Consider the following 16659-nt stretch of genomic DNA (forward strand, 5'->3'; position numbering starts at 1 on the left):
GCGCGAGCCCTTCCTCGCGCGCCTCTTCGAGCTGCACTACTCCTCGATGCTGCGGCTCGCCGTGCTGCTCGGCGCCGACGACCCGGAGAACGTGGTGGCCGAGGCGTACTACCAGATCTACCGCAAGTGGCGGCGGCTGCGGGACGTCCAGGCCGCGGAGGCGTATCTGCGCTCCACCGTCTGCAATCTGACCCGCATGCGGATACGCCACCTCCAGGTCGCCCGCCGGCACGTGGAGAGCCCGCCGAGCCCGCCCGAGGAGGTGGTCGCCTCGGCGGAGAGCACCGCGCTGCTCCGGGACGACCAGCGGGTCCTCATCGACGCGCTGCAGCAGTTGCCGGCCCGGCAGCGCGAGGCGCTGGTGCTGCGGCACTGGCTCGGGCTGAAGGAGGGCGAGATAGCCGCCGCCATGGGCATCTCCAGCGGCTCGGTCAAGACCCACACGGCACGCGGCATCGCCGCACTGAGCCAGGCGATGGAGGCCCGGCGATGACGCATCGAGACACGACTCCGGCACCCGGCACCGGCCACGACCGTACGGAACGGGAACTGCGGGCGGCCCTCGCCGCGCTCGCGGACGGGGTGCAGGCCGCCCCCGACGCCTACCGCTCGGCCCGCGGCGAGTGGCGGCGCCGCGAGCGCAGACGGCGGCTGGTCCTGGCCGTCCTGGTCATCGTCGTCTTCGCACTGGCCACGCTGATCGGTCTGTGGGTGCTCAACCAGGCACCCGCCGAACCCGGTGTGATCTTCTCCGGCGCCGGCGGCGCGGCCGGCCCCACACCGTTGCCCGGGTCACGGCCCTGATTGCCCGCCCGGTCCGCCGGGAACCCGCTAGGGCGTGGAACCCCGAATCGAGGACTATGCACTCATCGGCGACGAGCAGACGGCCGCCCTGGTGGGCAGGGACGGATCCGTCGACTGGCTCTGTCTGCCCCGTTTCGACTCCGGTGCCTGCTTCGCCCGGCTGCTGGGCGACGAGGACCACGGCTACTGGCGCATCAGGCCCAAGGGAGCCGACGGCCCCTGCACCCGCCGCGCCTACCGCCGCGACACGCTCGTGCTGGACACCGAGTGGGAGACCCCGGACGGAGCGATCCGGGTCACCGACCTGATGCCGCAACGCGACCGCGCCCCCGACCTCGTGCGGATCGTGGAGGGCCTGCGCGGCCGGGTCACGGTCCGCGGCGAGCTGCGGCTGCGCTTCGACTACGGCTCGATCGTCCCCTGGGTGCGCCGGACGGACGGCCACCGCATCGCCGTGGCCGGGCCCGACGCGGTCTGGCTGCGCAGCGAGCCCGAGGTGCACACCTGGGGCGAGGACATGTCCACCTACTCGGAATTCACCGTGGCCGAGGGCGAACAGGTGGCGTTCGTCCTCACCTGGCACCCCTCGAACGAGCCGCGCCCCCCGCTCATCGACCCCCACAAGGCGCTGCGGGCCAGCGTCGAGGACTGGCGCGCCTGGGTGAGCCACTGCCGTTACGACGGCCCGTACCGGGACGCCGTGGTCCGCTCCCTGATCACCCTGAAGGCACTCACCTACGCCCCGACCGGCGGCATCGTCGCCGCGCCCACCACCTCCCTGCCGGAGGAGATGGGCGGCGTCCGCAACTGGGACTACCGCTTCTGCTGGCTGCGCGACTCGACCCTCACCCTGGGCGCCCTGCTCAGCGCCGGCTATGTGCACGAAGCCGCCGCATGGCGCGACTGGCTGCTGCGCGCGGTCGCCGGCAGCCCGGCCGACCTGCAGATCATGTACGGCGTAGGGGGCGAGCGCCGGCTGCCGGAGCTGGAGCTGGACTGGCTGCCCGGCTTCGGCGGCTCGGCCCCCGTCCGGGTCGGCAACGAGGCGGTCGGACAGGTCCAGCTCGACGTGTACGGCGAGGTGATGGACTCCCTGGCGCTGGCCCGCGACTCCGGCCTGTCGCCGAAGTCGCACGTGTGGGCGCTGCAGGTGGCATTGATGGACTGGCTGGGCGAGAACTGGCGGCAGCCGGACGAGGGCCTGTGGGAGGTACGCGGCGGCCGCCGCCACTTCACGCACTCGAAGGTGATGGTGTGGGTGGCGGCCGACCGGGCCGTCCGGGCGCTGGAGGAGCACCCGGACCTGCCCGGCGACCTCGACGGCTGGCGCACGCTGCGGGACGAGGTGCACCGCGAGGTGTGCGAGAAGGGCTACGACGCCGAACGCAACACCTTCACCCAGTCGTACGGCTCGGCCGAACTGGACGCCTCGCTGCTGCTGATCCCCCGGGTCGGCTTCCTGCCGCCGGACGACCCGCGGGTCGTCGGCACGGTCGACGCGGTCCGCGCGGAGCTGTCCCATGACGGACTGCTGCGCCGCTACAGCGTCAACGCCACCACCGACGGCCTGCCCGGTTCCGAGGGGGCTTTCCTGGTCTGCTCGTTCTGGCTGGCGGACGCCCTGCACATGACGGGCCGTACGAAGGAGGCGCGTGCCCTGTTCGAGCGGCTGGGCGGGCTGGCGAACGACGTGGGGCTGCTGTCGGAGGAGTACGACCCGGTGAGCGACCGGCACCTGGGCAACTTCCCGCAGGCGTTCAGCCACATCGGCCTGGTGAACACCGCCCTCGCCCTGTTCGGCGGCGACGCAGCAGAATAGGGCCATGGATCTTGGACTGAAGGACCGGGTGTACGTCGTCACGGGAGCGACCCGCGGCCTGGGCCACGCGGTGGCGCGGGAACTGGTCGCCGACGGTGCGAAGGTGGTGGTGACCGGGCGGGACGGCGAGCGGGCCGCCGACGCCGCCGCCGGACTGGGCGCGGACGCGGTGGGCGTCGCCGTCGACAACGCCGATCCGGAGGCGCCGGCCCGGCTGATCGCGGCCGCGCGGGAGCGCTTCGGCGGCTTCGACGGCATCCTCGTCAGCGTGGGCGGACCGGCGCCCGGGTTCGCCGCCGACAACACCGACGAACAGTGGCGGGCGGCGTTCGAGTCGGTGTTCCTCGGGGCGGTCCGGCTCGCCCGGGCGGCGGCGGACGAGCTGGAGGCCGGCGGGGTCATCGGGTTCGTGCTGTCCGGGTCGGTGCACGAGCCGATCCCGGGACTGACGATCTCCAACGGGCTGCGGCCGGGCCTCGCCGGGTTCGCCAAGTCGCTGGCCGACGAGCTGGGGCCGCGCGGCATCCGGGTGGTGGGACTGCTGCCGGCGCGCATCGACACCGACCGCGTGCGCGAGCTGGACGGGATGTCGCCGGACCCGGAGGCGACCCGGGCGGCCAACGAGGCGCGGATTCCGCTTCGGCGCTACGGGAAGCCCGAGGAGTTCGGGCGGACGGCGGCCTTCCTGCTGTCGCCGGCGGCCTCCTATCTGACGGGGATCATGGTGCCGGTGGACGGTGGTGTGCGGCACGGGTTCTGACGGGGCGTCGGCCGGGCGCCGTCGCGCGGGACGGGACGGCCCTGGGTCAGCTGACCCGCTCGGCGCGGTGTTTCACGGCCTTCAGGCGTACCTCGGACGGAAGCGCCGCAAGTCCCGCCGACCCCCGGGCGTGTTCCAGCGCCTGGTCGGTCAGTTCACGCAGCGCCGTGCCCGGGTCCACGTGCGGCTCCATCCGCAGTCGCACGCGGACCGCGGGGGCGGTGCGGCGGCCGGTGAGGTGGACGTGGGCGTGCGCGACGCCGTCCAGGTGGGCCGCCTCGGCGGTCACCGCGTGCTCCAGGGCCCGGCCCCGCACCAGCGCGCCCTCACCGTCGCCCGTGTCGACGAGGAGGTCCCCGAGCCGACGGCGGCGCACCACCGCGGTCAGCCACCACAGGGTCAGCAGGACGACGACGGCGAGCACGGCGATGACGGTGGGCCACCACCAGCCGTCGTCGCGCCAGCGGGTGCGTTCGGCGGTGCTGAGCAGGACGTCGTGCTGGTCGTCGTGGAGCCACCAGGAGGGCGCGGGCGCGCCCAGGCCCACGGCGAGCACCGCCCCGCCGATCACCAGCAGCACCAGCCCGACGAGTGCGAGGAGGACCCGGTTGACGGTCCTGAGCATCGACCTCATCCCTTCTTCCCGGGGCGCCGTACCCGCACCGACAGGGCGGGCGGGCGGGCCAGGCCCAGGCCCGCGAGGGCACCGGTGAGGGTCTGGTCCAGATCTGCCCGTACGTCGTCCAGGTCGCGGAAGTGGGACAGCGCGCGGACCTCGGCGTGGCGCCGGCGCACCCGGACGCGTGCCGACTGCACACCGGCCACCTCCATCGCACGGTCGCGCAGCACCAGCGCGGCGGCGTCGCGGTGCAGGCCGGCGCGGACGTCGGGGTGGGTGCGGCGCATGGGCAGGACGGCACGCAGGCCGGGGGTGGCGGCCAGGACGATCAGCCAGAGGCCGAGCGCGGCGGCGACCCCGGCGCCGACCAGGACCCAGGTGTCGTCCAGGGGCCGTTCGGCGAGTTGCCGGGCGAGGTCACGGCGCCAGTCGAGGGCGTCGTGACCGGCCCGCACGGCGACGACGTCGTAGAGGAAGGCACCCGCGACGACCAGCAGCACGAGGGCGGTGATGCCGACCGGGACGCGGCGCGCCGACCAGAAGCGGCGGCGGCCGGCGGGTGCTGCCCCGGTTCCGGCCTCGGCGTCGGGAGCTGGCGGGGGCTCCTTCTCCAGGACCGGCAGTCGCCGGGTGGTGTCCTCGGGGCCGGGGGCCGGTGGTTCGGTCATCGGGTCCTCCCCCGTGCCGTGCCGTGTGCCGTCGTCGGGTGGAGCCGCTCCACGTGGACGGCGACCTCCGGCACGTCCATCGAGACCAGCGCCCGCACCCGTTCGGCGACGTGACGGCGGACGGCACGGCAGCGCGCGGCGAGGTCGCAGGGATAGCCGAGTTCGAGGTGGACCCTGACGTGTGCGGCGAAGTGGTGCACGACGACCGTGGCCCGGGGCCGGGTCGCGTCCGGCGGGAGGGCGCCGACCGCCTCGTGGGCCGCCTGGGAAGCGATCTTGGCGACGACCCGGTCGGCGATCCGGGTGGCGCCCCGCTCAACGGGCGGGACGAGGGCGGGGCGTCCGCCGAGCGTGCCGGTCCCCACGCTCACCGGTCACCGCCGCCGGTCGTCGCGCGACCGGAAGAAGTCGCCGAGGTCGAAGTCCCCTTCGAGGACCCGTCCGACGACGAAACCGACGGCGCCCAACGCCGCCACCAGCAGGAAGGCGCCGAACCCGCCGAAGTACCCGGCGAAGCCCAGCGCCATGCCGGCGATCATGCCGACCATGGCCATGCTCAAGGTGCTCTCCCCTCAGCCGTACGGTTGTCCGCCGCGGCGGGTCACTGGATCCGGGGCTCCGGCTCCTCTTCCTCGTCCTCGGGCAGCTTGACGTCGGTCACGGCGATGTTGACCTCGACCACTTCCAGGCCGGTCATCCGCTCCACCGCCGCGACGACGTTCTCGCGCACGCCGCGGGCGACGTCCTCGATGGCGACGCCGTACTCGATCACGATCTCCAGGTCGAGCGCGGTCTGCACCTCGCCGACCTCGGCCTTCACACCGCGGGTCACCGATTTCGTCGACCCGCCCGGTACGCGGTCGCGCACGGCGCCGAAGGTTCGGCTCAAGCCGCTGCCCATGGCGTGCACGCCGTCCACGTCACGGGCCGCGAGGCCGGCGATCTTCTCCACCACGCCGTCGGCGATGGTGGTTCGCCCGCGGGTTCCCGGGTCACCGCCGCCGCGACGGGTGGGCTTGCGGGTCTGCACCGGCGTGTCGGTCTCGCGCTCGGAATTCTGCGTCCGGTTTCGGTCCGTCATCTCGGTCATCGCCGTACGTCCCTTTCGGTCGTCTTCCTCTCCCCACCGTAAGCGCGGTTGCGCTCCCGCGCCCCGGGGATGCGGCAGGCTGGAGGAATGACGGCGGCGGAGAGCTGGACACAAGCGGTGCGACGTCAGGTGGGGCTGGGCAGGCTGCTGCCGCTCGGCGGCCCCGCCGACGGCGCGTGGATCACGGAGGACGCGGCCCGGGCGGTGCTGCGGGCGGCGGCGCGGGAGGTGCGCGGGGTGCGGCTGGACGGGTTGCGGTTGGGGCCGGCGGACCCCGCGGGCGACGCGGAGCCGGCCGTACCGCCGCCGCCGAGCGGTCTGCCGCCGGGGCCGCTGCGGGTGACGGGGGACATCGCGGTGGGGCCGGCCGAGCCGTTGCCGGCGGCGGCCGCCCGGCTGCGCGCCGCCCTCGCCGACGCGGCGAGGCAGCGGCTCGGGCTGACGGTGGCGGAGGTGGACCTGAGGGTGGCGTCCCTGCTGGACGAGGAGCCGGGTCAGGAGGAGGAGCCGCCCCCGGGGCCGCCGTCGGCCGGCACGGTGACCGGCGACGACGAGAGCCGCGCGGCGGACGCCGCCCGCTCGGTACCGGGCGTCGTCGCCCTGACCGGGGTCCTCGGCGGCGTCGGCCGGTCGGTGCACCTGGAGCAGCACCGGCCGGAGGGCGCCGCCCTGCCCCGCCGCCACGCGCGCGTGGAGCTCGCGGTCGGCGCCGGCCACCGGGCCGTGGACGTCGCCCGCCAGGTCCGCGCGGCGGTGTCCGAGGCGCTGCCGGACCACCCGACGGTGGCGGTGGTGGTGACGTCGGCCGGCTAGGGGCCGCCCGCCTGCCGGGCGTACGCGGGCGGCCCGACAACGCGGCGAGGCGCCGCGCCGGGCGCCGCGGCGCAGGAGGGACGTTCACGACAGCCCTCGGGCCCCCTGGTTCGCCGGAGGCCGGGAACGAGCGGTCGCCCGGGAGGAGGCAGGGCACTCCGCGTGGCCGCGTCGACCGCGCGCAGCGGGCCACCCTGACCGCGCCCGGCCCGGGTCACCCCGCTGGGACCGCCCTACGACGCGGGCGGCAGCCTCCGGCGGGGCAGGCGCCCGACCGGGCACGAACGGTCAGCACCGGCCGGGGACCGCGGAACCCCGGCCCGGCGGCGCCTCCCGGGCGCGCGTGGGCTATTCGCCCAGGCCCGCCAGGTCGCGCAGGCGTCGGGCCTGCGCGGCTCGTTCGGCGGCGCGCTGTTCGTCGTAGGTGCGGCCGCCGGCGGCCCGCAGCAGCGCCTTGGTCTCGATGGCCGCCTCGCGGGGGGCGGCCAGGATCGCGGCCGCCAGTTCCCGCACCGTCTCGTCGAGCTGGCCGACGGGCACGGCGACGTTCGCGAGGCCACTGGCGACGGCCTCCTGAGCCTGGACGAACCGTCCGGTCAGGCACATCTCGACCGCCCGGCCGTAGCCCACGAGGGAGACCAGCGGATGCGTACCGGTGAGGTCGGGGACGAGCCCGAGGCTGGTCTCGCGCATGGCGAATTGCACGTCGTCGGCGACGACGCGCAGGTCGCAGGCGAGCGCGAGCTGGAACCCGGCCCCGATGGCATGGCCCTGGACAGCGGCGATCGACACGATGTCGCTCTGCCGCCACCAGGTGAACGCCTCCTGGTACCCGGCGATGGCGGCGTCGAGTTCGGCGTCGCCGCTGCGCGCGAGGTCGATGAACGAGGGCTCGCCCTCGATCCCCTCGGGCGTGAACATCTGCCGGTCGAGCCCGGCGGAGAAGGACTTGCCCTCACCGCGCAGCACGACGACCCGGACGGAGCCCGGCAGCCGACGTCCGACCTCTGCGAGCGTCCGCCACATGGCGGGGCTCTGCACGTTGCGCTTGGCCGGATTGGTCAGCGTCACCGTGGCGAACGCGTCGTCGACGGTGAGCCGTACGCCGTCCTTGTCGAGTACCGGACCGAGGTCCTTGGCGGGCGTTGCCATGGGGCGCCTCCGATGTGTGCGGTCAGCGAAGCGGAGCTAAGTGACTGCACAGTAACCACCCGGCCGGTCCTGGAGTCGCCCAGGGTCCCTCAAGGGCCCGGGGGACGACCGACCGGGTGGCCACCATCGAAGCCGATGGACCGCCGGGGATCAGGACGAAGCGGGCTTCTTGCCCCGGGTCGCCCCGCCACGCCCACGAAGCGTGACGCCCGACTCGCTCAGCATCCGGTGAACGAAGCCATACGAGCGGCCGGTTTCCTCGGCCAGTGCCCGAATGCTCGCACCGGAGTCGTACTTCTTCTTCAGGTCTGCCGCGAGCTTGTCGCGCGCGGCGCCGGTCACCCGGCTGCCCTTCTTCAGAGTCTCGGCCACCCGTGCCTCCTCATGGGAAGTGCGCTCTGGTCTCCTCATGATCACCCCTCCGGGGCGTGATGGCCACCCATTCGGCAAGGTCCGTGCGACACGGTTTTGACGACAGGAGCGCACCCCCACAAGCGGAAGCTGTGATTCCACACACATCCGTCCGCACGATCGAACGAGTCGTCGCGGGAACTCCCAGGTCAGAGACGGGCAACGGCCGATCCCCCGGCGGCGGGGGGATCGGCCGCGAAATCCGTGTAGGACACACCTCAATACGAGGAGATCTCACACAGATGATGGATCACGGCTAGGCCGAATGATCCATACGCAGTGGATCACCCCCGCGGTCAGGCCAGGGCGACGAGGTCCGCGTAGTCGGAACCCCACAGGTCCTCGACGCCGTCCGGCAGCAGGATGATGCGCTCCGGCTGGAGCGCCTCGACGGCGCCCTCGTCGTGGGTGACCAGGACGACCGCACCCTTGTAGGTGCGCAGCGCGCCGAGGATCTCCTCGCGGCTGGCGGGGTCGAGGTTGTTGGTGGGCTCGTCCAGCAGCAGCACGTTGGCCGAGGAGACCACCAGGGTGGCCAGGGCGAGACGGGTCTTCTCCCCGCCGGAGAGGACCCCGGCCGGCTTGTCGACGTCGTCGCCGGAGAAAAGGAAGGAACCGAGCACCTTGCGGACCTCGACGAGGTCCATGTCGGGGGCGGCGGAGCGCATGTTCTCCAGGACGGTGCGGTCCGGGTCGAGCGTCTCGTGCTCCTGGGCGTAGTAGCCGAGCTTGAGGCCGTGACCGGGGATGACGGCACCGGTGTCGGGCTGCTCGACGCCGGCGAGCAGCCGCAGCAGGGTGGTCTTGCCGGCGCCGTTCAGGCCGAGGATGACGACCCGGGACCCCTTGTCGATGGCCAGGTCGACATCGGTGAAGATCTCCAGCGAGCCGTACGACTTCGACAGGCCCTCGGCGGTCAGCGGCGTCTTGCCGCAGGGCGCGGGCTCCGGGAAGCGCAGCTTGGCGACCTTGTCTGACTGGCGGACCGCCTCCAGACCGGACAGCAGCTTCTCGGCCCGGCGGGCCATGTTCTGCGCGGCGACCGTCTTGGTGGCCTTGGCGCGCATCTTGTCGGCCTGGGAGTTGAGCGCGGCGGCCTTCTTCTCGGCGTTGGCGCGCTCGCGCTTGCGGCGCTTCTCGTCGGCCTCGCGCTGCTGCTGGTAGAGCTTCCAGCCCATGTTGTAGACGTCGATCTGGGAGCGGTTGGCGTCCAGGTAGAACACCTTGTTGACGACCGTCTCGACCAGGTCGACGTCGTGGGAGATCACGATGAAGCCGCCGCGGTAGGTCTTGAGGTAGTCGCGCAGCCAGATGATCGAGTCGGCGTCCAGGTGGTTGGTCGGCTCGTCGAGGAGCAGGGTGTCCGCGTCGGAGAACAGGATGCGGGCCAGCTCGATACGGCGGCGCTGACCGCCGGAGAGCGTGTGCAGGGGCTGTCCGAGCACGCGGTCGGGCAGGTTCAGCGCGGCGGCGATGGTGGCGGCCTCGGCCTCGGCGGCGTACCCGCCCTTGGTGAGGAACTCGGTCTCCTGGCGCTCGTACTGCTTCATCGCCTTGTCGCGGGTGGTGCCCTTGCCGGTGGCGATGCGCTGCTCGTTCTCCCGCATCTTGCGCAGCAGGACGTCGAGGCCGCGGGCGGAGAGGATGCGGTCGCGGGCGAGGATGTCGAGGTCGCCGGTGCGCGGGTCCTGCGGGAGGTAGCCGACCTCTCCGGAACGGGTGACGGTGCCGGCGGCGGGGATGCCCTGGCCGGCCAGGACCTTGGTCAGCGTGGTCTTGCCGGCGCCGTTGCGGCCGACGAGGCCGATGCGATCGCCCTTGGTGACGCGGAAGGAGGCGTTCTCGATGAGGATGCGGGCACCGGCGCGCAGCTCGATACCGGAGGCGGAGATCACGGACAGACTCCAGGGCGGAAGGGGTGGCGGGAAGGGCGGGCCGGGGGGTGCCGCGCGTGGCGCGCCGCCGCGGGGGCGGTGGCGGTCGACGGGCGGGCGTCCCGCCGTCTAATGCGCGAGGAGAATGGCCATGGGGGCCAGTCTAACGGCCCCGTGCAACCACTTTTCCGGCGTTCGCGTGTTCGATCTCCGCGTGCGGGATGTCAGTGGCCATTGCGACACTGGCAGGAGTGACGCAGTCTCATCCGGCACTCGGGAGGGGTCGGCATGACAAGAGCGGACGGCACGCGGCCGAGCGTGTACCCCACGGTGCTGTACCGGGACGCCCGGGCGGCGGTCCGGCAGCTGACGGAGGCGTTCGGCTTCACCGAGCTGGCGGTGTACGAGGGCGAGGACGGCCGGGTCGCCCACGCCGAGCTGGCGCAGGGCAACGGCGCGGTGATGATCGGCTCGAAGGGCACCGGCAGCCGCTTCGACGAGGCGATGAAGGGCACCGGCCCCACGGGGGTGTACGTCGTGGTGGACGACGTCGACGCACACCACCGGCGGGCCGTGCGGCACGGCGCCGAGGTCCTGATGGAACCGACGGACCAGGACTACGGCTCGCGCGACTACATGGCCCGCGATCTGGAGGGCAACGTCTGGAGCTTCGGCACCTACGCCCCGGAGATACCCGGCTGACGCCGACGCCTGGGCGCGGCTCAGCTGCCCCCGGTGTGCACCTGGAAGGCGGCCCGGCGCACGGCCTTGGCCAGCGCCGGGTCCGGGTGCGCGGCGGCCAGCGCGACCAGCACCTGCACGGTGCGCGGGTGCCCGACGGCGCGGACCTCGTGCAGCAGCGCGGGCACCGTCGGCTGGAGCGCGGACTCCAGGTGGCGGACCAGCATCGGGGCCTCGCCGTGGTCGGCGACCGCCGCCGCGGTGTCCACCCACAGCCAGGTGGCCTCCTCGCGAGTGAGCACCTCGTGGGCGTCCTCGGGGTCCACGCCGTCGTGCTCGGCCAGCCAGAGCAGGGCGTAGGGCCGCAGGGCGGGGTCGTCGACGACGGCCCGGACATCGGGTTCGGCGGGGGCGCCGACGACGCGCAGCGCCTCGAAGGCCAGGCCGCGCAGCAGGGCGTCCTCACCGCGGGCGGCGGCCAGCAGCTCGGTGACGGCGCTGCCGACGGGCCGGGCGGCGAGCCAGGCGCGGTACTCGGCGCGGGCCGCGTTGGGGCGCAGCTGGGCGCAGCCGCGCAGCATGTCCTCCGCGGCCTGCTCGATGTTGCCGGCGGGGCTCTGCGCGGCGACGCAGATCTGCTCCAGCTTGACCCACACCGCCCAGTTGCCGAGCGGGGTCAGGGTGGCCTGGCCGTCGCCGCAGGTGAGCGCGCCGACGGAGGCGAGGGCGTGCAGCGCCCAGTCGAGGAGGGGGGCGAGTTCGGCGTCGCGCGCGGGTTCCGCCGGGTCGGCGTCGGCGGAGGGGGCGGCGGGAGCGCCGGGGGCGGTGAGGGGGGCGGTGTCCGGGGGCGGGGTGCCGGCTCCGGCGCCGGCTCTGACTCCGGTCGCCGTCCCGGTGTCGCCGTCGGCCTCCGTGTCGTAGCTGATCTCGCAGCGCTCGGTGCGCAGTTCGGTGACGCGCTGGCGCAGGAGGTCGAGGAGCTGTTCGACGGGGACGGGGCCGGCGGACAGCTGGAGGAAGGAGAGTACCTGTGGCATGGCCGAGACGACCTCGGCCACCGCGGCGGGCTCCTGGCCGGCGGGTTCGGGTACGGCCAGTGACCAGGCGTCGAAGAGGGCGACCCAGCCGCGCAGGACGGCGCTGTCGTCGCGGTCCCAGGCGCGCAGCCGCCAGCCGGGGCGGGCGCTGGCGCCGTGCACCTCGACGAGGCCGGCGAGGCGGGCGGTGTCCCAGTCGGCCCTGACCTGAGCCGGGGTCAGGCCCAGGTGGCCGGCCGCTCGTTCGGCGGTCGCGTCCGCCAGGGTGGCCTTGCCGTCGGCGGTGGCCGCGTCGCCGCCCGGGCCGAGGGCCGCGTCGGCCCAGCGGGCGACCCGGACCGCGCCGGCCAGTCCGGAGCGCGCCATTCTGGCCAGCTCCGCCGGGGCCGGGGTGCCCTGCGGGGGGCGGGGTGCGGGGCGGCGTGGGCGCCGCTCGTTCACTGCTGAAGGGGCGGCGGCCAGGGGTCGCGGGCGGACGAGTCGAAGCCTGGAGTCGCGCGGGATACGGGACGTCACGGGTGCAGTCTTCCGGTTGACGGTGCGAAAACCCAAACGGAATGTCACCGGCGGCCACGTGACCGGCCTGGGTACACCACCTCACGGGGGCACGAAGGCCGAAAACAGGCCACTGGTCCGGCACCAAACGGAACCGTAGGGCCGGCGCTCGCGGGCCCCGGCTCACACCAGGGGCGTCAGGAAGCGGCGGAGGGCCTCCTCGTAGGCGCCCGGGTCGGGGTTCCACATGGCGCCGTGGGGGGCGTCGGGGACGGTGTGCAGGGCGACGCGGCCGGAGTGGCGGTCGGCCAGGTGGCGGGAGAGGTGCCAGGGGGCGACCACGTCGCCGGGCCCGTGGAAGAGCAGCGTCGGGACGGCCGGCGGGGGCAGGGCGGCGTCGGTGCCGTTGGCCTGGGGGCCGCCGTGCAGGCCGGCCCGGCCCTGGGCGGCCCGTACGGCCAGCGGCAGCAGGGCGCCGGGGGTGTGCCGGGCGGTGGCGAGGGCGCGCAGGGTGGTCTGCCAGCTGAGCACCGGGGAGTCCAGGACCAGTCCGGCGACGCGTTCGCGCACGCCGGAGTGGGCGGCGGCGCGCAGCGCCATGGCGGCGCCGGTGGACCAGCCGAGCAGGACGACGCGGTGGGCGCCGTAGCGCACGGCGTAGCGGATCGCCGCGTCCACGTCGCGCCACTCGGTCTCGCCGAGGTGGTTGAGGCTGTCCGGGGAGCGGGGCGCACCGAGGTCGCCGCGGTAGGAGACGGCGAGGACCGGGACGTGGCGGCGGTGCAGGAAGCCGATGAGGTTCAGGGAGTGCTCGCGGGTGGTGCCGAGGCCGTGCACGGCGATCACCCAGGTGTGGCGGGCGGCGGGCACGAACCAGGCGGGCAGGGTGCCCAGCTCGCCGGGCACGTCGATGTCGGCGTAGTCGATGCCGAGGGCGGCGCGGGGGTTGCCGACGTGCACGTTGGGAGTGAGCCAGACGGCGTCGCCGGGCCGCAGGGTGCCGTGGGTGACGCGTTCGAGTCGGCGGACCACGGTGTCGGCGGGGTGCGGCGCGTGGTCGAGGACGGGTCCGACGACCGCGTGGCTGCCGTCACCGGAGAGGCCGTAGGTGCCGGGGCGCAGGCTGGCCAGGTCACGGGTGAGGGTGATCTGGCCGGCGGCGGTGCCGTGCACGGTGAGCCGGGGTTCGGTCGGCAGCGGGCGGCCGGCGGGCGCCTTGAGGGCGGCGTCGCTGGCGAGGCGGCCGGCGGCGACACCGGCCGCTCCGGCGGCCAGGGCTGCGGTGACGGCGACGGCCGTCGCTTTGACAGGGCGCACGCGTTCCAGTGTCGGGGGCGCGTGGGCCGACGGCCAGCGGTGCGGCTGCCCAGGGTGACGAAACGTCCCATTTCGGTCAGCCTGCGTGCGTTCGCGGCCGTCCTCCGCGTCCCGGCCGGTTCCGCGTCCCGGCCTGTTCCGCATCCCGACCGATCCGCGTCTCGGCCGCTTCCCGCCTCGGCCGGTCCGGGCCCCGGCCGGCTGCCGCCCCAGCCGATCCGAGTCCCGGCCGATCCGAGCCCCGGCCGATCCGAGCCCCGGCCGATCCGAGCCCCGATCAACTGCCGCAGCACCCCGGCCGGCTGCCGCACCCGCGCCGGTCAGCGGGGCTGTCCGTACCCGCGCAGCTTCTCCGTCACCTCGTCGAGCTGCTCCGCCGTCAGCAGGCTCGGCCGCAGGCCCGGCACCGCGGAGGCCGTGAGCCACAGGCGGCACATCCACTCCAGCTGGGCGGTGCGGTCGTAGGCCTGGTCCAGGGTGGCACCGTAGGTGACGGTGCCGTGGTTCTGCAGGAGGCAGCCGGTGCGGCCGTCGAGGGCGCGCAGCATGTTGCCGGCCAGTTCCTCGCTGCCGTAGGTCGCGTAGGGGGCGACCCGGACGGGGCCGCCGAGCGCGGCCGTCATGTAGTGGACGACGGGCAGTTCCGGCAGGAGCGTGGAGACGGCGGTCGCGTGCACGGCGTGGGTGTGCACGACGGCCCCGGCCCCGGTGCTCCGGTAGACGGCGAGGTGCATGGGCAGTTCGCTGGTGGGGACGAGGGCGCCGAGGACCTGCCGGCCGTCGAGGTCGACCCCGGTGATGTCCTCCGGGCCCAGCCGGTCGTACGGCACCCCCGAGGGGGTGACGAGTACGGTGTCCCCGACGCGTACCGAGACGTTGCCGGACGTGCCGACGACCAGCCCGTCGGCGACGGTGCGGCGGGCGGCCGCGACCAGCGCGTCCCACGCGCGTGCCTCCGCCGCGCCGGCCCGCGCCCGCTCATCACCTCTGCGCTCTGCCATACGGCGATCCTGCCAGCCTCCGGACCGGCCCGGGGGCCGGGTCGAGCACCCGGGGCGGGATCCGGAACCCTCGGAAGCCCATCCGACACCCGTGCGCCCGTTCCAGTTCACCTTCCGTTCACCCAGGTTGCCTACGGTCCAACAGCCAATGACTTCGAACGATTGCCTGGGTAAATGGAAAACTTCTCGCTGATCCTCGCGATTGTGGTGGTAACCGCACTCGCGTTCGATTTCACGAACGGTTTTCACGACACCGCCAACGCGATGGCCACGACCATCTCGACCGGTGCGCTCAAGCCCAAGGTCGCGGTGGCCATGTCCGCCGTGCTCAACCTGGTGGGCGCTTTCCTCTCCGTGGAGGTCGCCAACACGATCTCCAAAGGTCTCGTCGACGAGACGGGCATCCGTCCCGAGGTCATCTTCGCCGCCCTGGTCGGCGCGATCCTCTGGAACCTGCTGACCTGGCTGGTGGGGCTCCCCTCCAGTTCCTCCCACGCCCTCATGGGCGGCCTGATCGGCGCCGCCGTCGCCTCCGCCGGTTTCGGCGCGGTCCACGGCGACGTGCTCGTCACCAAGGTGCTGATCCCGGCCGTCGCGGCCCCCGTGGTCGCCGGTCTCGCCGCGCTGCTGGCGACCCGGATGTCGTACGCCCTCGGCAAGAAGGCCGACGAGAAGGCGTCCGCCAAGGGCTACCGGGCCGGTCAGGTCGCCTCCGCGGGCCTGGTCTCGCTGGCCCACGGCACCAACGACGCGCAGAAGACGATGGGCATCATCACCCTGGCCCTGGTGGCCGGCGGCACCATCGCCCCCGACTCGGACCCGCCCGTCTGGGTCATCCTCTCCGCGGGCCTGGCCATCGCGCTCGGCACCTACATCGGCGGCTGGCGCATCATCCGCACCATGGGCAAGGGCCTGACCGACCTGCAGCCGCAGCAGGGCTTCGCCGCCCAGACCAGCGCGGCCACGGCCATCCTGGCCTCCTCCCACCTGGGCTTCTCGCTGTCCACCACGCATGTCGTCTCCGGTTCCGTGATGGGCGCCGGCCTCGGCCGCAAGGGCGGGGTCGTCCGCTGGTCGACCGCCACCCGCATGTTCGTCGCCTGGGGCCTGACGCTGCCGGCCGCCGCGCTGGTCGGCGCGCTCGCCGAGTACGTCACGGGGCTCGGCGACTGGGGCACGGCCCTCGTCGCGGTCTTCCTGGTGGCCTCCAGCGCCGCCATCTGGAAGGCCTCCCGGCGCGAGGTCGTCGACCACACCAACGTCAACGAGACCGAGGAGCCGGCCGGCGTGGTCACCACCGCCATCGCCGCCGTCACCCCGCCCCCGGCGGGCTCCCCGGCCGCCGACGACCTCTCGGCCGTCATCGCGGCCCCGGCCCCGGTGGCCACCGCCGCCGACCCGGCCACGCCTCCCGCCGCCGCGGTCTGAGCGCCGCCCACCCGGTAACCAAGGAACCATCACATGAAGATCGACTGGGAAGCCCTGGGCTCCGTCTTCGGCGTCAGCCTCGCCGTCACCGTCGGCCTCGTCACCCTGTTCACCCTCGGCATCATGGGCCTCTCGCGCCGCGAGCGCGCCCAGTCCGACGGCGGATCCGCGGTCCTCGCGACCACCGGCGCCTACGCCTGCTTCGCGGCGTGCGCCGGGGCGGTGGCCTACGGCATCAGCCTGATCGTGGCCTGATCCGCCCGATCCGCCCGATCCGCCCCGATCGTGGTCTGATCAGCCCGGCCGTGGTCTGAGCCGGCCACACGCCACACCGGCACGCGACACCCCACCCGCCCTGTCCGCCCCGCCCTCACCGGCGGTCGCGGGCGGGGCGCGGTCATGTCCGCGCCCCGGAGCGCGCCATGCGCCGGTGTGGGCTTCTGCACACTCCCCCACCGCAGGTCAACGGCAAGTTGACGGCCCTTCCGGACCCGTGGTGGACTGCCCGAGCCAAGTACGGCGGCAGAAGAGGAAGCCGGTGCGAATCCGGCGCGGTCCCGCCACTGTCACCGGGGTAGAACCCCCCGGGAGCCAGGAACTCTCACCGTCGGTCTCGTCGAACCAGGGCGTGGACACCCTGAGTGAGGACACGTATCGCCATGCGCGGTTGCCGATCGAGCGTCAGTACCG

General features: G+C 73.9%; 19 protein-coding genes and 1 riboswitch. Of the genes, 8 read left to right on the plus strand and 11 right to left on the minus strand.

Features of this window, described 5'->3' with window-relative positions:
* From AC3ET3_RS27300 to AC3ET3_RS27315, 4 genes are all read left to right on the plus strand, one after another.
* The coding region (locus AC3ET3_RS27300; RefSeq protein WP_435613051.1) for a sigma-70 family RNA polymerase sigma factor at nucleotides 1–493 on the plus strand (493 nt) is incomplete at its 5' end.
* Nucleotides 490–804: a hypothetical protein gene (locus tag AC3ET3_RS27305; RefSeq protein ID WP_432138232.1), complete on the plus strand. Its 315-nt coding sequence runs from the start codon at nucleotides 490–492 to the stop codon at nucleotides 802–804. The genes AC3ET3_RS27300 and AC3ET3_RS27305, both read left to right, overlap by 4 nt.
* Before the next feature lie 34 nt (nucleotides 805–838).
* Nucleotides 839–2623, plus strand: coding sequence for a glycoside hydrolase family 15 protein (locus tag AC3ET3_RS27310; RefSeq protein ID WP_432138233.1), 1785 nt, complete (start codon nucleotides 839–841; stop codon nucleotides 2621–2623).
* Between the two features lie 4 nt (nucleotides 2624–2627).
* Nucleotides 2628–3383 (plus strand): SDR family oxidoreductase, encoded by a 756-nt coding sequence (locus tag AC3ET3_RS27315; protein ID WP_432138234.1) that lies wholly within the window; start codon nucleotides 2628–2630, stop codon nucleotides 3381–3383.
* Between the two features lie 46 nt (nucleotides 3384–3429).
* On the opposite strand, the gene amaP is transcribed toward AC3ET3_RS27315, so the two are convergent.
* From amaP to AC3ET3_RS27340, 5 genes are read right to left on the minus strand one after another with little or no spacing between them, the layout of a single operon-like run.
* Nucleotides 3430–4017, minus strand: a complete 588-nt coding sequence (gene amaP, locus AC3ET3_RS27320; RefSeq protein ID WP_432138235.1) for an alkaline shock response membrane anchor protein AmaP — start codon at nucleotides 4015–4017, stop codon at nucleotides 3430–3432.
* Nucleotides 4014–4670: a DUF6286 domain-containing protein gene (locus tag AC3ET3_RS27325; RefSeq protein ID WP_432138236.1), complete on the minus strand. Its 657-nt coding sequence runs from the start codon at nucleotides 4668–4670 to the stop codon at nucleotides 4014–4016. The genes amaP and AC3ET3_RS27325 overlap by 4 nt, the downstream gene beginning before the upstream one ends.
* A complete protein-coding gene (locus AC3ET3_RS27330) occupies nucleotides 4667–5041 on the minus strand; it encodes an Asp23/Gls24 family envelope stress response protein (RefSeq protein ID WP_432138237.1) in 375 nt (124 codons plus the stop codon). The genes AC3ET3_RS27325 and AC3ET3_RS27330 overlap by 4 nt, the downstream gene beginning before the upstream one ends.
* A gap of 3 nt (nucleotides 5042–5044) precedes the next feature.
* The gene (locus AC3ET3_RS27335) at nucleotides 5045–5230 is read right to left on the minus strand and encodes a hypothetical protein (RefSeq protein WP_432138238.1); all 186 of its coding nucleotides are present in this window, start codon (nucleotides 5228–5230) and stop codon (nucleotides 5045–5047) included.
* A gap of 41 nt (nucleotides 5231–5271) precedes the next feature.
* A complete protein-coding gene (locus AC3ET3_RS27340) occupies nucleotides 5272–5760 on the minus strand; it encodes an Asp23/Gls24 family envelope stress response protein (protein WP_432138239.1) in 489 nt (162 codons plus the stop codon).
* An 87-nt stretch (nucleotides 5761–5847) separates the two neighbouring features.
* Between AC3ET3_RS27340 and AC3ET3_RS27345 the strand changes: the two genes are divergently transcribed.
* The gene (locus AC3ET3_RS27345) at nucleotides 5848–6573 is read left to right on the plus strand and encodes a nucleopolyhedrovirus P10 family protein (protein ID WP_432138240.1); all 726 of its coding nucleotides are present in this window, start codon (nucleotides 5848–5850) and stop codon (nucleotides 6571–6573) included.
* 348 nt (nucleotides 6574–6921) lie between these two features.
* On the opposite strand, the gene AC3ET3_RS27350 is transcribed toward AC3ET3_RS27345, so the two are convergent.
* From AC3ET3_RS27350 to AC3ET3_RS27360, 3 genes are all read right to left on the minus strand, one after another.
* On the minus strand, nucleotides 6922–7725 hold the full coding sequence (locus AC3ET3_RS27350) for an enoyl-CoA hydratase/isomerase family protein (RefSeq protein WP_432138241.1): 804 nt from the start codon (nucleotides 7723–7725) through the stop codon (nucleotides 6922–6924).
* Nucleotides 7726–7875: 150 nt separating this feature from the next.
* Nucleotides 7876–8097 (minus strand): helix-turn-helix domain-containing protein, encoded by a 222-nt coding sequence (locus tag AC3ET3_RS27355; RefSeq protein WP_432138242.1) that lies wholly within the window; start codon nucleotides 8095–8097, stop codon nucleotides 7876–7878.
* A gap of 335 nt (nucleotides 8098–8432) precedes the next feature.
* Complete coding sequence (locus AC3ET3_RS27360) at nucleotides 8433–10031, minus strand: ABC-F family ATP-binding cassette domain-containing protein (protein WP_432138243.1); 1599 nt, start codon at nucleotides 10029–10031, stop codon at nucleotides 8433–8435.
* Nucleotides 10032–10298: 267 nt separating this feature from the next.
* On the opposite strand from AC3ET3_RS27360, the gene AC3ET3_RS27365 reads away from it, so the two are divergent.
* Nucleotides 10299–10712, plus strand: coding sequence for a VOC family protein (locus tag AC3ET3_RS27365; protein ID WP_432157628.1), 414 nt, complete (start codon nucleotides 10299–10301; stop codon nucleotides 10710–10712).
* 20 nt (nucleotides 10713–10732) lie between these two features.
* Here AC3ET3_RS27365 and AC3ET3_RS27370 read toward each other — a convergent pair whose 3' ends face one another.
* The 3 genes from AC3ET3_RS27370 to AC3ET3_RS27380 form a co-directional block, all read right to left on the minus strand.
* Nucleotides 10733–12094, minus strand: coding sequence for a hypothetical protein (locus AC3ET3_RS27370; RefSeq protein WP_432157627.1), 1362 nt, complete (start codon nucleotides 12092–12094; stop codon nucleotides 10733–10735).
* Nucleotides 12095–12406: 312 nt separating this feature from the next.
* Nucleotides 12407–13540 (minus strand): alpha/beta hydrolase, encoded by a 1134-nt coding sequence (locus AC3ET3_RS27375; RefSeq protein WP_432157626.1) that lies wholly within the window; start codon nucleotides 13538–13540, stop codon nucleotides 12407–12409.
* 320 nt (nucleotides 13541–13860) lie between these two features.
* Complete coding sequence (locus AC3ET3_RS27380; protein ID WP_435613052.1) at nucleotides 13861–14541, minus strand: class II aldolase/adducin family protein; 681 nt, start codon at nucleotides 14539–14541, stop codon at nucleotides 13861–13863.
* Between the two features lie 174 nt (nucleotides 14542–14715).
* Here AC3ET3_RS27380 and AC3ET3_RS27385 point away from each other — a divergent pair, with 174 nt between their 5' ends.
* Together AC3ET3_RS27385 and AC3ET3_RS27390 are read left to right on the plus strand one after the other, a co-directional pair.
* Nucleotides 14716–15969, plus strand: a complete 1254-nt coding sequence (locus AC3ET3_RS27385; protein ID WP_432157624.1) for an inorganic phosphate transporter — start codon at nucleotides 14716–14718, stop codon at nucleotides 15967–15969.
* Between the two features lie 33 nt (nucleotides 15970–16002).
* Nucleotides 16003–16224: a hypothetical protein gene (locus AC3ET3_RS27390; RefSeq protein WP_432138249.1), complete on the plus strand. Its 222-nt coding sequence runs from the start codon at nucleotides 16003–16005 to the stop codon at nucleotides 16222–16224.
* Nucleotides 16225–16449: 225 nt separating this feature from the next.
* Nucleotides 16450–16589, plus strand: a riboswitch (cobalamin riboswitch).
* The last annotated feature ends 70 nt before the right edge of the window (nucleotides 16590–16659 follow it).

It is taken from the genome of Streptomyces sp. bgisy159 (assembly GCF_057707805.1).

Coding starts and splice junctions, on each gene's coding strand:
- AC3ET3_RS27345 (WP_432138240.1), top strand. CDS start 5,848: ATGACGGCGGCGGAGAGCTGGACACAAGCGGTGCGACGTCAGGTGGGG.
- AC3ET3_RS27390 (WP_432138249.1), top strand. CDS start 16,003: ATGAAGATCGACTGGGAAGCCCTGGGCTCCGTCTTCGGCGTCAGCCTC.
- AC3ET3_RS27340 (WP_432138239.1), bottom strand. CDS start 5,760: ATGACCGAGATGACGGACCGAAACCGGACGCAGAATTCCGAGCGCGAG.
- amaP (WP_432138235.1), bottom strand. CDS start 4,017: ATGAGGTCGATGCTCAGGACCGTCAACCGGGTCCTCCTCGCACTCGTC.
- AC3ET3_RS27305 (WP_432138232.1), top strand. CDS start 490: ATGACGCATCGAGACACGACTCCGGCACCCGGCACCGGCCACGACCGT.
- AC3ET3_RS27370 (WP_432157627.1), bottom strand. CDS start 12,094: ATGGCGCGCTCCGGACTGGCCGGCGCGGTCCGGGTCGCCCGCTGGGCC.
- AC3ET3_RS27325 (WP_432138236.1), bottom strand. CDS start 4,670: ATGACCGAACCACCGGCCCCCGGCCCCGAGGACACCACCCGGCGACTG.
- AC3ET3_RS27380 (WP_435613052.1), bottom strand. CDS start 14,541: ATGGCAGAGCGCAGAGGTGATGAGCGGGCGCGGGCCGGCGCGGCGGAG.
- AC3ET3_RS27315 (WP_432138234.1), top strand. CDS start 2,628: ATGGATCTTGGACTGAAGGACCGGGTGTACGTCGTCACGGGAGCGACC.
- AC3ET3_RS27385 (WP_432157624.1), top strand. CDS start 14,716: ATGGAAAACTTCTCGCTGATCCTCGCGATTGTGGTGGTAACCGCACTC.
- AC3ET3_RS27365 (WP_432157628.1), top strand. CDS start 10,299: ATGACAAGAGCGGACGGCACGCGGCCGAGCGTGTACCCCACGGTGCTG.
- AC3ET3_RS27350 (WP_432138241.1), bottom strand. CDS start 7,725: ATGGCAACGCCCGCCAAGGACCTCGGTCCGGTACTCGACAAGGACGGC.